At 69.0% G+C, this 12826-nt stretch carries 12 protein-coding genes; 8 read left to right on the plus strand and 4 right to left on the minus strand.

Annotation, left to right across the window (positions count from 1 at the left end; all coding sequences use genetic code 11):
- Window positions 1-43: 43 nt before the first annotated feature.
- The 3 genes from AC3WJT_RS13270 to AC3WJT_RS13280 all read left to right on the plus strand — a co-directional run bounded on the left by AC3WJT_RS13270 (window position 44) and on the right by AC3WJT_RS13280 (window position 3175).
- Window positions 44-811 (plus strand): SDR family NAD(P)-dependent oxidoreductase, encoded by a 768-nt coding sequence (locus AC3WJT_RS13270; RefSeq protein WP_492343599.1) that lies wholly within the window; start codon window positions 44-46, stop codon window positions 809-811.
- 86 nt (window positions 812-897) lie between these two features.
- Window positions 898-2025 (plus strand): CaiB/BaiF CoA transferase family protein, encoded by a 1128-nt coding sequence (locus tag AC3WJT_RS13275; RefSeq protein ID WP_492343600.1) that lies wholly within the window; start codon window positions 898-900, stop codon window positions 2023-2025.
- A gap of 214 nt (window positions 2026-2239) precedes the next feature.
- The gene (locus AC3WJT_RS13280) at window positions 2240-3175 is read left to right on the plus strand and encodes a YihY/virulence factor BrkB family protein (RefSeq protein WP_492343601.1); all 936 of its coding nucleotides are present in this window, start codon (window positions 2240-2242) and stop codon (window positions 3173-3175) included.
- Here the strand turns inward: AC3WJT_RS13280 and AC3WJT_RS13285 are convergent.
- From AC3WJT_RS13285 to AC3WJT_RS13295, 3 genes are read right to left on the minus strand one after another with little or no spacing between them, the layout of a single operon-like run.
- Window positions 3129-3365 (minus strand): sulfurtransferase TusA family protein, encoded by a 237-nt coding sequence (locus AC3WJT_RS13285; protein ID WP_492343602.1) that lies wholly within the window; start codon window positions 3363-3365, stop codon window positions 3129-3131. The genes AC3WJT_RS13280 and AC3WJT_RS13285 overlap by 47 nt on opposite strands.
- Window positions 3362-4774: a mannitol dehydrogenase family protein gene (locus tag AC3WJT_RS13290; protein ID WP_492343603.1), complete on the minus strand. Its 1413-nt coding sequence runs from the start codon at window positions 4772-4774 to the stop codon at window positions 3362-3364. Before AC3WJT_RS13290 ends, AC3WJT_RS13285 begins: the two co-directional genes overlap by 4 nt.
- On the minus strand, window positions 4771-6258 hold the full coding sequence (locus tag AC3WJT_RS13295) for a UxaA family hydrolase (RefSeq protein ID WP_492343604.1): 1488 nt from the start codon (window positions 6256-6258) through the stop codon (window positions 4771-4773). Before AC3WJT_RS13295 ends, AC3WJT_RS13290 begins: the two co-directional genes overlap by 4 nt.
- A 112-nt stretch (window positions 6259-6370) precedes the next feature.
- On the opposite strand from AC3WJT_RS13295, the gene AC3WJT_RS13300 reads away from it, so the two are divergent.
- From AC3WJT_RS13300 to kduD, 5 genes are read left to right on the plus strand one after another with little or no spacing between them, the layout of a single operon-like run.
- Window positions 6371-7432 (plus strand): LacI family DNA-binding transcriptional regulator, encoded by a 1062-nt coding sequence (locus AC3WJT_RS13300; RefSeq protein ID WP_492343605.1) that lies wholly within the window; start codon window positions 6371-6373, stop codon window positions 7430-7432.
- 3 nt (window positions 7433-7435) lie between these two features.
- Complete coding sequence (locus AC3WJT_RS13305; protein WP_492343606.1) at window positions 7436-8281, plus strand: CPBP family intramembrane glutamic endopeptidase; 846 nt, start codon at window positions 7436-7438, stop codon at window positions 8279-8281.
- 54 nt (window positions 8282-8335) lie between these two features.
- On the plus strand, window positions 8336-9748 hold the full coding sequence (uxaC, locus tag AC3WJT_RS13310; RefSeq protein WP_492343607.1) for a glucuronate isomerase: 1413 nt from the start codon (window positions 8336-8338) through the stop codon (window positions 9746-9748).
- A gap of 18 nt (window positions 9749-9766) precedes the next feature.
- Window positions 9767-10615, plus strand: coding sequence for a 5-dehydro-4-deoxy-D-glucuronate isomerase (gene kduI / locus AC3WJT_RS13315; protein ID WP_492343608.1), 849 nt, complete (start codon window positions 9767-9769; stop codon window positions 10613-10615).
- The gene (kduD, locus tag AC3WJT_RS13320) at window positions 10612-11367 is read left to right on the plus strand and encodes a 2-dehydro-3-deoxy-D-gluconate 5-dehydrogenase KduD (RefSeq protein ID WP_492343609.1); all 756 of its coding nucleotides are present in this window, start codon (window positions 10612-10614) and stop codon (window positions 11365-11367) included. The genes kduI and kduD overlap by 4 nt, the downstream gene beginning before the upstream one ends.
- A 34-nt stretch (window positions 11368-11401) precedes the next feature.
- Here the strand turns inward: kduD and AC3WJT_RS13325 are convergent, their stop codons facing one another.
- On the minus strand, window positions 11402-12790 hold the full coding sequence (locus AC3WJT_RS13325) for a pectate lyase family protein (protein ID WP_492343610.1): 1389 nt from the start codon (window positions 12788-12790) through the stop codon (window positions 11402-11404).
- Between the last annotated feature and the right edge of the window lie 36 nt (window positions 12791-12826).

Consider the following 12826-nt stretch of genomic DNA (forward strand, 5'->3'; position numbering starts at 1 on the left):
GCATGGGGCGGGCATAGCGATACAGCGCCGCAGGAGGCTTCCGATGAGCGATAAACCACTGGCCGGCCGGGTTGCGGTCGTTACGGGCGCCTCCAGCGGGCTCGGACGCCGCTTCGCGCACGTGCTTTCAGACGCCGGCGCGGCGGTCGCGCTGATGGCCCGGCGCACCGACCGACTCGACGCAGAGGTCGCCGCGATTGTCGCCAGGGGCGGCAAGGCGGTGGCGATTCCGCTGGACGTCCAGGATGTGGCGGCCATCGGTCCGGCGTTCGACGCGGTGGAAGCGGCGCTGGGGCCGATCTCGATCCTGGTCAACAACGCCGGCGTCGGCGGCGACGGCATGGCGATGGACATGTCCGTCGAGACCTTCGACCAGACCTTCGCCGTCAATGTGCGGGGCGTCTATTTCGGCGCGGTCGAGGCGGCCAGGCGCATGATCGCCAGCGGCGTGGCCGAGGCCGGCGAGGCGCGGATCATCAACATTGCCTCCATCGCCGCGTTCAACCAGCTGCCGGGCCTCAGCGTCTACTGCGCCTCCAAGGCCGCCTGCGCCTCGTTGACCAAGGGCCTGGCCCGCGAATGGGCGCGCCCGCGGATCGCGGTGAACGCCATCTGCCCCGGCTATATCGAGACCGAGATCAACAGCGACTGGTTCAAGACCGAAGGCGGTCAGAAGCAGATCAAGAGCTTCCCGCGTCGCCGGCTGATGGACGAGGACGTGCTGGACGAGGCCCTGCTCATGCTGGCCGGCCGCCGCGCGCATTTCATCACCGGGACGCTGATCAGCCTGGATGACGGGCAGACTCTCTAGGTCATTGAGCGCCATCGACGGGAGGGACGGTGCTTGCCTGACCGAACGTCACCGCCTCTAGTTCTCTCCCAAACGGGAGAAACACCATGGGCAAGGGTCCGCTTTCGGGTCTGAAGATCGTCGAGTTCGCCGGCATCGGGCCGGGGCCGTTCTGCGGCATGCTGCTGTCAGACCTGGGCGCCGACGTGGTGCGGGTCGACCGCAAGGGCGCGGGCCGCGCTTCGCCCGCCGACGTCACCAGCCGCGGCCGACGGTCCGTGGCGCTGGACCTGAAGTCGCCGGCCGCCATCGAAGCGGTGCTGAAGCTGCTGGAGAGCGCCGACGGCCTGATCGAGGGCTTCCGCCCCGGCGTCATGGAGCGCCTGGGCCTTGGTCCTGACGTCGTCCTGAAGCGCAATCCCAAGCTGGTGTTCGGACGGATGACCGGCTGGGGCCAGTTCGGCCCCTACGCCAAGGCCGCCGGGCACGACATGAACTACATCGCCATCACCGGCGCGCTGCACGCCATCGGCACAACCGACAAGCCGGTGCCGCCGCTGAACCTGGTGGGGGATTTCGGCGGTGGCGCACTCTACCTGGCGTTCGGCCTGATGGCGGGCATCATCCACGCCCGGGAAACCGGCCAGGGCCAGGTCGTCGACTGCGCCATGAGCGACGGCGCGGCCTCGCTGATGGCCATGTTCTACGGCTTCAAGGGCGCGGGCATCTGGAAGGACGAGCGCCGCAGCAACCTGCTCGACGGCGGGGCGCACTTCTACGACACCTACCAGTGCTCGGACGGCAAGTGGATCTCGATCGGATCCATCGAGCCACAGTTCTACGCACTTCTCCTTGAAAAGACAGGGATTACAGACCCGCAGTTCGCCAATCAGATGAGCCGCGACGAGTGGCCGGAACTGAAGGCGAAGCTGGCCGAGGTTCTGGGCAAGAAGACCCAGGCCGAATGGTGCGCGATCATGGATGCGACGGACATCTGCTTCGCCCCGGTGCTGACCCTCGATGACGCGCCCAAACACGCCCACAATGTCGCCCGCGAGACGTTCGTGACGGTCGAGGGGGTCGTCCAGCCTGCGCCGGCGCCGCGGTTCTCGGCCACGCCGGGCGCGATCCAGGGGCCGCCGCCCAAGATCGGCGCCCACAACGAGGAAGCGCTCGGCCAATGGGGCTTCTCGGCCGGTGAGATCGACGCCCTAAAGGCGTCCGGCGCGATCTGAGGGACAACGCCGGCTGCCTGAACCGTTCAGCCACGGTTCAGCCGGCCGATTCCATCTTCGCACCTGTAGCCGGTCGCTTTGCTCTCCCGTCCCTCGAAGCGGCGGCCGGCTACACAGGAAGAAGGCAAGGTCATCCTGTCAGGCGCGTCGTGGCCAAAAGCCGCGGCGCGCCTTTGACGTTGCGCGGCATGGGTTGCGCGGGCAGGGTCGTCTCATGTCGACCCCCAAGGACCCGGACGTTCCGGGAAAGCTCGAACTGGATCCCGTGCACTGGGCGCAGGCGACGGTGGACGTGCTGGGCAAGGCCCTGCAGCGCCTCTGGGGCCGCGACGTCATGCTCTACGTCGGCGGCGTGTCCTTCTGGATCATGCTCGCCGTGTTCCCGCTGCTGGTCATCGCCGTCGGTCTCTACGGCATCCTCGTCACGCCCGAGCAGGTCGCCAGCCAGGCCGCGGCGCTGGCGCGGATGCTGCCGGCCGACGCCCGGGACCTGTTCCAGGGCGAACTCCAGCGGCTGGCCCATGCGCCGCACGTCGCCGTCTCGGCCCAGAGCCTGATCGCGCTCGTGATCGGCGGATACGCCTCGCATCGTGGATACAAGGCGCTGCTGGCCGGCCTGTCCTTCATCCATGACGAGGAGAACCAGCGCGGCTTCGTCAGCTTCAACGTCATGGCGCTGCTGGTGCTGGTCGCGTCGCTCGTTCTGGTCGGGCTGGTTTCGGTGCTGTTCCTGGGGCTGCGGGTCGCCGCGGCGGCCTGGAACCTGAAGCCGCTGGCGGGCCTCAGCTGGCTCTACAGCGAATGGACCTGGACGAGCGTCTGTATGCTGCTGGCCATGAGCCTGATCTACCGGTTCGCCATGTCGCGCGAGCCGGTCGCCTGGCGGGCGTCCATTGTCGGCGGCGTGGCCTCGGCGGTGCTGGCGCTGGTCGCGTCCTGGCTTTGCGCGATCTATGTCGAGCAGATCGCCCATCTGGGCGCGACCTACGGCTCGGTCGGCACCGTGGTGGTGTTCCTGATCTGGCTGAGCTGGAACGTGAACGCGCTGTTCTTCGGCGGCGCGCTGGCGACCGAGATGGAAATCGCCCTGCACACCCGGAGGATCAAACCGGTCTTGAAACGACGAAAAAAAGCCCCGGCGGCGGGCTGATCTCGCCGCTCTCGACGAGGGTGTAGCCCTTCTCGCCTGCGAAGTGCGGCACGTCGATCCGCGCCATCGGATCGTCGGCCAGCAGTCGCACCGCCGAGCCGGGACCGGCCTCTTCCAGCGCGCGCCGCAGCCGCAAGGTCGGCACGGGACAATGGTGGCCGCGCGCGTCAACGAGGATGGGATCGCTCATGGGTACCATGCGGGAAGGCTGCCGGACTGCAGCGCCTCGTAGGCTTTCCGAAGCGGCCCTGCAAACGCAGGATCGCCAGCCAGCGCCGGGGGAAACATCGCGCTGAGGGCCAGAAAGGCGTCCACGCCGCCCGTGCGGCCGACCTGCGCCAGTTGCTCCGCCAGAGGATCGACGACCGCCACGCCGGACGTCGCCTGCCGCTCCACAAACAGCATCCACGCCGCGACGCCGACGACCAGGCGCCCGACGGGTCTGCCCGACGCCAGGGCGTCGGAGATCGTCCCCAGGATTCTGATCGGCAGCTTCTGCGACCCGTCCCAGGCGATCTGCGAGAGACGATGGTCGATGGCCGGGTTGCTGAACCGGGTCAGGAGCGCGTCGATGTAGGCCGGAACGTCCAGCCCGGCCGGCGCGGCCAGCGACGGGGCGATGTCCTCGCACATCATGGCGCCGACCATCCCGGCGAGCGCGGAGTCGGCCATCGCCTCGCGCACGCTCCCGTGGCCGCGCAGCAGCCCGGCATAGGCCAGCGTCGAATGAGCGCCGTTGAGCAGGCGCAGCTTGGCGCGCTCCCAGGCCTCGACATCGTCGGTGAGCGTCACGCCGACGGACGCCAGGTCCGGCGCGTCGGGGCCGAGATCGTCCTCGATGACCCACTGGGTGAAGGTCTCGCGCTGGATCGGCCAGGCGTCTTCCACGCCCATCTCCGCCAGCACCCGGGCGCGCAGGGCGTCGTCGGTGGCCGGGGTGATGCTGTCGACCATCGAGCAGGGGAAGCGGGCCCCGGCGGCGATCCAGCCAGCAAGGGCAGGGTCGCGGAACCCGGCCAGACGAACCACCGCCGCCTTGAGCTTTCGGCCATTGGAGGGAAGGTTGTCGCAGCTGAGCGTCAGGAAGGGCGGCAGGCCCGCCGCCCGTCGCCGGGCGAGCCCCTCGACCAGCCAGCCGATGACGCTGACGGGGTGTTCGGGCGCGGCGAGGTCGTGGCGGATTTCCGGATGATCCAGGTCCAGCAACCCGTCGGCCGCGAGGCAGTAGCCCTTCTCGGTCACGGTCAGGGTGACCAGGCGGGTGTCCGGCGAAGCCAGCCGGTCGGCGACACGGTCGCGATCCTCCCCGGCTACAAGCAGTTCGCGTATCGCCCCGATGGTGCGGAACCGGGTCGTCTCGCCCAGTTCGACCAAGGTGTAGAGCCCGTCTTGCGGCGCGAGGGCGTCGCGTACGCCGGCAGTCTTCAGCGCCACGGCGCTGATCGCCCAGCGCGCATCCTTGGCCAGCAGGTCGTCGGCATAGGCGGCCTGGTGGGCGCGGAAGAAGGCTCCCGGCCCGAGGTGGACGATGCCGATCGTCGTCGCGGCGCGGTCGTAGGCCGGAGGGTGCGGCAGGGTCGCCGCCGACAGCCGGATCACAGGGTGACGCCTCGCTTCCAAAGCGCGATCTCGCGCTCGCCGTTCTCTTCGGCGCGGGTCGGCTGGCCGGACGCCGTCGCCAGAACCAGATCGATCAGGGCCTCACCGGCCGACGCCATGTCGACTCCGGCCAGCACGACGCCGGCGTCGAAGTCGATCCAGCGCGGCTTGCGCTCGGCCAGCGTGCTGTTCGAGGCGATCTTCAGCGTCGGCGCCGGGAAGCCCAGCGGCGTGCCGCGGCCGGTGGTAAACAGCACGACCGTCGCTCCGGCGGCCACGAGCGCGGTTGAGGACACCGCGTCATTGCCCGGCGCCTCAAGGAGCGCCAGCCCAGGCTCGCGTACCCGGTCGCCATAGCCCAGCGCCTGGGTCAGGACCGCGTGACCCGCCTTCTGCACCGCGCCGAGGGACTTCTCCTCCAGCGTGGTGATGCCGCCGGCGATGTTGCCGGGCGAGGGGTTCTCGTGGACCGGCTGGCCGTGATCGAGGAAGTGGCGCTTGAAGCCGTTCACCAGGCCCGCAGCGTCGTCGAACACCGCCCGGCTGACCGCCCTGTCCAACAACAGGTGTTCCGCGCCGAAGATCTCGGGGATTTCGGTCAGCACCGGCGTTCCACCGGCGGCGGCGAGCGCGTCCGCGACGTAGCCGACCAGCGGATTGGCGGTCAGGCCGGAAAAGCCGTCCGAGCCGCCGCATTTCAGGCCGACCACCAGATCCGACAGCGGGCAGGGGTCCCGTTCATCCCGTTCAGCGACCGCGACCAGGTCGGCGATGGCCGCAAGGCCGGCTTCGAACTCATCGCTCTCGCCCTGGGTCGTGAACGCCCGGATGCGGGAACGGTCCGGGATGTCGCCGAGCAGGGCGTCCAGCTGGTTGGATTCGCAGCCAAGGCCGAGGATCAGTACGCCGCCGGCGTTGGGGTGCAGGGCCAACGCCGCCAGCATACGCCGCGTCGCCGACAGGTCGTCGCCCAGCTGCGAGCAGCCGAACGGATGGGGGAAGGCGTGGATGCCTTCGACCCGCCCGGCGAACCTGCGCGTGGCCGCGTCCGCAAGACGCCGGGCCGTGTTGGCCACGCAGCCGACGGTGACGAGGATCCAGATCTCGTTGCGCGTTCCGACCCGTCCGTCCGCGCGGCGATAGCCGAGGAAGGTCCTGCCGTCGGCGACCGGATCGGGCCGCCTGGCCGGCGCCGTGAAACTGTAGTCCAGCTCACCGGCCAGGCCGGTCGCCAGGTTGTGGCTGTGAACGTGATCGCCGGCCGCGATGTCGGAGGTCGCGACCCCGATGGGGAATCCGTACTTGCGGACCGGAGCGCCGGTAGCGACGGTGGTCAGCGCGACCTTGTGGCCCTTGGGAACAGCCGCCCGCATGACGAGGTCGCCGACACGCTCGCCGGCGGCGATGTCCCGCACGGCGGTCGCGACGTCGTCGCGCGGATCGACGCGGTGAACCGCGGCGGCGAGGGGCTGGTCATCGGCCATGGGCGAGCCATGATACCGTTAGACACCGGTGTCAATCGATGGGCGGCGGGCCGCTGGCGCGCCGCCCGCTGGCGGGCTATCACTGGCTGGACAGCCTTGCCGGAGCCTCCGCTTGAGTCCCAGGACGCCGAAACCCGCCGATGACGCCGCCCTCGAAGGCGGCCGGCGCAGGGCCACGATCAACGACATCGCCCGGATCGCAGGGGTCTCGAAGAAGACCGTCTCGCGCGTCATCAACCGCTCGCCGTCGCTTCGGCCGGAAACGCGGGAGAAGATCGAGGCGGTCATCGCCAAATACGGCTACGCGCCCGATCCGCAAGCGCGCGGCCTTGCGTTCCGCCGCTCGTTCCTGATCGGGCTGATCTACGACAACCCCAACCCGCAGTACGTCGTGAACATGCAGCTGGGCCTGCTGGACGGCATGCGCGGCTCGGGCTTCGAGCTGGTGGTCCACCCCTGCGATCGCGGCAGCACGACCCTGGTGCCCGACATCCGCGCCTTCATCGAGCGGCAGAAGCTGTTCGGCGTGGTTCTGACCCCGTCGGTTTCGGAAGACGAGGGGGTGGCGGCGATGCTGCGCGAGATCGGCTGCGAGTATGTCCGGGTCGCCTCGGTGGCGGTGGACGAAGCGTCCCACTCGATCGTCACCCAGGACCGGCACGGCGGGCTGCTGGCCGGGCGGCATCTGGCGGAACTGGGACACAGGACGGTCGGGTTCATCTCCGGCCCCCTGACCTTCCGGTCCTCGTACGAGCGGCGGGGGGGCTTCGAAGAGGGACTGGCCGAGCATGGACTGTCCCTGGCGGCCGAACATGTCGCGGAGGGCGCCTACACCTTCGAGTCGGGCCTGGAGGGGGCGGCGAAGCTGCTGGCCCTGCCCAACCGCCCGACGGCGATCTTCGCCGGCAATGACGAGATGGCCGCCGGGGTGTTGCACGCCGCGCGTCGCGCCGGCCTGTCGGTCCCGGAGGATCTGTCGGTGGTCGGGTTCGACGACTTCCAGATCGCGTCCCGCGTCTGGCCGCCACTGACGACCGTGCGCTCGCCGACGCGGGAGATCGGCCGGCTCGCCTCCGAAAAGCTCATCGGCCAGACCGGCGAGGACAAGCGCGATCCGGCGGACCGGCTGCCATCGCTGGTGGCGCGGGAGTCGACGAGCAAACCGAAGGGGTAGGGTATGACCACGACCAGGCAGATCTTCATTTACCTCGGCCTTCTGGTCGCAGCCTGTGTTCCGCTGAACATCCTGATCCTGCGGGGCGGCGGGATGAACGGCCCCAACGCCGCCATGCTGATCCTTGTCCTGATGTGGGCGCCGGCCGTGTCGGCCATTCTGACAAAGCTGATCGCCACCCGATCGCTCAAGGGTCTGGGGTGGTGGCCGAAGCGGTTCAGTCCCCTGGGGACGGCCTGGCTCGCGCCGGTCATCTACGGCGGCCTGCCGTTCCTGGTCGCGGGCCTGGTTGGAGCCGGGACCTTCACGACGGAAGCCTGGTCGAAGCTGGCCGTGCAGTTCGGGTTCGAGGCCTCGCCGTGGATCGGCCTGGCGCTCTTCGCGGGTCTGGGCACCCTCCAGTCCCTGATTTCAGCGACGGGCGAGGAGATCGGCTGGCGCGGCTTCCTGGTCCCGGCCCTGGCCGAGAAGTTCGGCTTCTGGATGCTGTGTCTCGTCAGCGGCGTGATCTGGCTGCTGTATCACCTGCCGATCCTGCTGTTCGGCGGCTACTCGGGCGAGGGAGTTCCGATCTGGTACAGCCTGGTCTGTTTCACGCTGCTGGTGTTCGGGATTACGCCGTTTGTCGCCGCCCAGCGGCTTCGCTCGGGGAGCTTCTGGCCCGGCGCCCTGCTGCACGCCTCGCACAACCTGTTCATCCAGGGCGTCTTCGTCAGCGCCCTGATCGCCAACGGGAAAACGCCCTGGCTGGTGGGCGAGTTCGGGATTCTGACCCCGCTGTTCCTGATCGTCCTGGTCGCGCTGTACCTTCGGGTCACCGGCGTGCCGAAAACGGGTCCGGGCGCCTGACAACGGCGGGCGATCTTGCTTGCCCCACGGAATGACACCGGTTACCTAGCCTTCATGTCCGCCCCGCTTGTCCTTCACGAGGATCGCCTGTTTCCCGCCGAGCCGTCGGCGCGGGGCGTGGCGCGTGAGCTGTACGGCGAGGTGAAGGCGCTGCCGATCATAAGCCCGCACGGGCACACCGATCCGGAGTGGTTCGCTACCAACGCGCCGTTCGGGAACGCCGCGGAGCTGCTGCTGCAACCCGATCACTACCTCTACCGGATGCTCTACAGCCAAGGTGTCTCGCTCGAGGCGCTGGGCGTGCCGGCGTACGGGCGGCCGTCAGCCGCCGACCCGCGCGAGGCTTGGCGGCTGTTCGCGGCGAACCAGCATCTGTTCCGCGGCACGCCGTCGTCGATGTGGCTGGACCACGTGTTCGCCGAGGTCTTCGGTTTCTCCCGGCGGCTCAGCGTCGAGACCGCCGACGCGTATTTCGACGAAATCGGTGCAGCCCTGGCGACGGACGCGTTCCGCCCCCGAGCACTGTTCGAGCGGTTCAACATCGCGCTGCTGGCAACCACCGAGGGCCCGCAGGAGGACCTCGTGCACCACCGCGCCATCCGCGACAGTGGCTGGACGGGCAGGGTGGTCACCGCCTATCGGCCCGATCCGGTGATCGACGCCGAGCATGAGCAGTTCCGAGCGGCGCTCGCCGCCTTCGCCGCCCTGACCGGGCAGGACGTCCACAGCTGGCGGGGCTATCTTGAGGCGCACCGCCTCCGCCGGGCCGCCTTCGCAGACATGGGCGCGACCTCGACCGACCACGGACACCCGACAGCCGCGACCGCAGACCTCTCGCCGTCCGACGCCGAAGCGCTGTTCGGCCGGATCATCGCCGGCGGCCCGTCTCCCGCAGAGGCCGAACTGTTCCGGGCCCAGATGCTGACCGAGATGGCCCGCATGAGCCTCGACGACGGGCTGGTGATGCAGATCCACCCCGGCAGCTTCCGCAACCACAACCGGATGCTGTTCGAGGGCTACGGCCGCGACAAGGGCGCAGACATCCCGACTTCGACCGACTACGTCCGCGCGCTGAAGCCGCTGCTGGACGCGTTCGGCAATGACCCGCGCCTGTCGGTGATCGTGTTCACGCTGGACGAGACCGCCTACAGCCGCGAGCTGGCTCCGCTGGCCGGCCACTATCCCTGTCTGAAGCTGGGCCCGGCCTGGTGGTTCCATGACAGCCCCGAGGGCATGCGCCGGTTCCGCGAACAGACCACCGAGACCGCCGGCTTCTACAACACGGTCGGCTTCAACGATGACACCCGCGCCTTCCTGTCGATCCCGGCGCGCCACGACGTGGCCCGGCGGGTGGACTGTTCCTTCCTCGCCCGGCTGGTGACCGAGCATCGCCTGGACCTCGACGAGGCCCGCGACGTCGCCGTCGACCTTGCCTACACCCTGCCCAAACGGGCGTACAAACTCTAGCCGACCCGGAGCGCCGACATGTTCAACAAGACCTATCACGCCACCCATCCCGACATGATGGAGCTGGTGGACAACGACCAGCTCCGCGACCGCTACCTGGTCACCGACCTGTTCGTGCCGGGCGAGGTGATGCTCAACTATTCGCACAACGAGCGGTTCGTGATCGGCGGGGCGGCCCCGATCGGTGCACCCGTCAGCCTGCCTGACCAGACCGAGCCGGCCTCCGCCGCCGGCCACCCGTTCCTGGAACGCCGGGAGCTGGGCCTGATCAACGTCGCCGACGGCGCTGGCAAGGTGACCGTCGACGGCGTCGCCTACGACATCGGACCCAAGGACGGGCTCTATGTGCCGATGGGCGCCAAATCGGTCGTGTTCGAGAGCGTCGATCCGGCCAATCCGGCCCGCTACTACCTTGCCTCGACGCCGGCCCACGCCGCCTACAAGGTGCAGAAGATCTCCATCGCCGACGCCACGCCGCTGGAGCGCGGGTCGCTGGAGACGTCCAACGAGCGGACCATCTACCAGTACGTCATTCCGGGCGTCTGCCAGTCGGCGCAGCTGCTGCTGGGCCTGACCATCCTGAAGACGGGCAGCGTGTGGAACACCATGCCGCCGCACCTGCATGACCGGCGGTCGGAGATCTACTTCTACTTCGGCCTGAAGCCGGACGAGCGGGTGTTCCACTTCATGGGCGAGCCGGACGCGGCGCGCCACATCGTGGTCGCCAACGAGGAAGCCGTGATCAGCCCGCCCTGGTCGATCCACATGGGTTCGGGCACCGCCAACTACGCCTTCATCTGGGCCATGGGCGGGGAGAACCTCGACTACACCGACATGAACGTCCTCGATATCTGCCAGCTGAAATGAGCCATCCCTTCGATCTCACCGGCAAGGTCGCACTCGTTACCGGCGCCAACACCGGCATCGGCCAGGGGATCGCCTTGGCCCTGGCCGCAGCAGGCGCCGACATCGCCGCCGCCGGCCGGTCCGCGCCGGTCGAAACGCAGAAGGCCGTCGAAGCCCTGGGCCGGCGCTTCGTCTCGATCCAGGCGGACTTCGGCTCGACCGAGCCGGTTCAGCGGGTTGTCGACGAGGCCGTGGCCTCGCTGGGCGGCCTCGACATCCTGGTCAACAACGCCGGCATCATCCGCCGGGCGGACTCGATCGACTTTTCCGAGGACGACTGGGATGCGGTGATGAACACCAACCTCAAGACGGTGTTCTTCCTGACCCAGGCCGTCGCGAAGGTCATGCTGGCCAACGGGGGCGGCAAGGTGATCAACATCGCCAGCCTGCTGAGCTTCCAGGGCGGCATCCGGGTGCCCAGCTATACCGCCTCCAAAAGCGGCCTGGCCGGGCTGACGAAGATCCTCGCCAACGAATGGGCGGCGAAGGGGATCAACGTCAACGCCATCGCGCCCGGCTACTTCGACACCAACAACACCGAGGCCTTGCGCGCGGACGAGAACCGCAACCGCTCGATCCTGGAACGCATCCCCGCCGGCCGCTGGGGTCAGCCCGGCGATATCGGCGGGGCGGCGGTGTTCCTGGCGTCGTCGGCGAGTGACTACGTCCACGGCGTAACCCTGCCGGTGGATGGAGGCTGGCTGGCGCGATGAACCGCCGGGGACATGCACCAGGGGTACGTGTCCCCTAATCGGGCTGCTGGTTTGGGGGACACGTACCTGCGGTACATGTCCCCTGGATCAGCGAATTCAGCCAATCCTCGAGGTTGGTTCGGCCGTCCCCGTCGCGGTCCTTCGCGCCGTCGGCCGCATCCTTCGCGTCAAACCCGTGCGCGCGCTCCCAGCTGTCGGGCATCCCGTCGCCGTCGCTGTCGATCCAGGCGGACCCGCTCTCCAGCACCGGCCAGCCGCCGACGTCGGCCTGGCTGTTGATCAGGCGGCCCGTCTGGTCGCGCACGCCGGCGATGATGCGCAGGTCCACGGCATCGCGCACCCTCGACGCCCCGGCCGACGCCAGCACCCGCTCATAAGCCCGGGCCGCCGTGTCGGTGGCGATCCCGGAGTCCGCCAGCGGAGCCGGCGCGCGATAGCCCGCACCGGGCGTGCAGCCGACCAGGCTCCAGGGATCCGCCGGCACGCGCCCGTTCAAGGCGTTGCCGGCGAACCAGGCGCGGGCCAGCGGATTCTGTTCGCAGAAGGCGAGGGCGCCCTCACTGTCCGGTCCGGCCTGATACCAGTTGGCGATGAAGTCGTAGGCGGCGAGCGAGTCTGTATCGACGTTGTAGCCCGCCCGGCCGCCGCCCCAGTTGTAGAAGACGTTGTTGCGGAACTCGAACAGTGGCCCCTGCGGATCGACGGCCGCGCTGTTGTAGTTGCCCGGGCGCGGCATCCGCGCCTTGTGGTCGGCCCACAGGTTGTGGTGCCATGAGAAGCGGGCGCCGTACCCGCCGCGGATCAGACTGCCGTAGCCGTGTTCGCCCTTGAGGTGGACGGAGCCGTTGAGGGACTCCGTGATCAGCGACCACTGGACCGTCAGGTCATAGATGCCATCCTCCGGCGGGCTGTAGCGGCTGCCGGCCGACAGCGTCTCGTCGACGGACCAGCTGGTCGAGACGTGGTCGATGATGATCCTCCGGCCTCGCGTGATCGACAGGGCGTCGTCCTGGACCCGGGTCTCGTCGCCCAGGCGGATCCGCAGGTAGCGGACGACGACATCGTCGGCGGCGATGATCAGCGGCTGACCGCGCAGGGTGATCCCGTCGCCCGGCGCCGTCTGCCCGGCCAGGGTGATGTTCGCGCGGCCAACCTTCAGGGGGCTTTCCAGCACGATCGTTCCGCCGACGTCGAAGATCACCGTCCGTGGCCCCCTGGCCTCGACCGCTGCCCGCAGACTGCCGGGACCCGAATCGGCAAGCGTGGTGACACGGAGAACCGCTCCGCCGCGGCCGCCTGCGGCAAACCTGCCGAAGCCTTCCGCGCCCGGAAAGGCGGTCGGCGGCGCCGGCATCGCCGCGGTCGCGGCTCCGGTGAGCGCCGAGGCGACGAAGGCCAGAACTGTCAAAGGCTTGTGGATCAAGGAAATCTCCGGAGGCCCGGCGGGGTTGAAGGACGG

This window comes from Caulobacter sp. FW305-C-30-S16 (genome assembly GCF_058783025.1).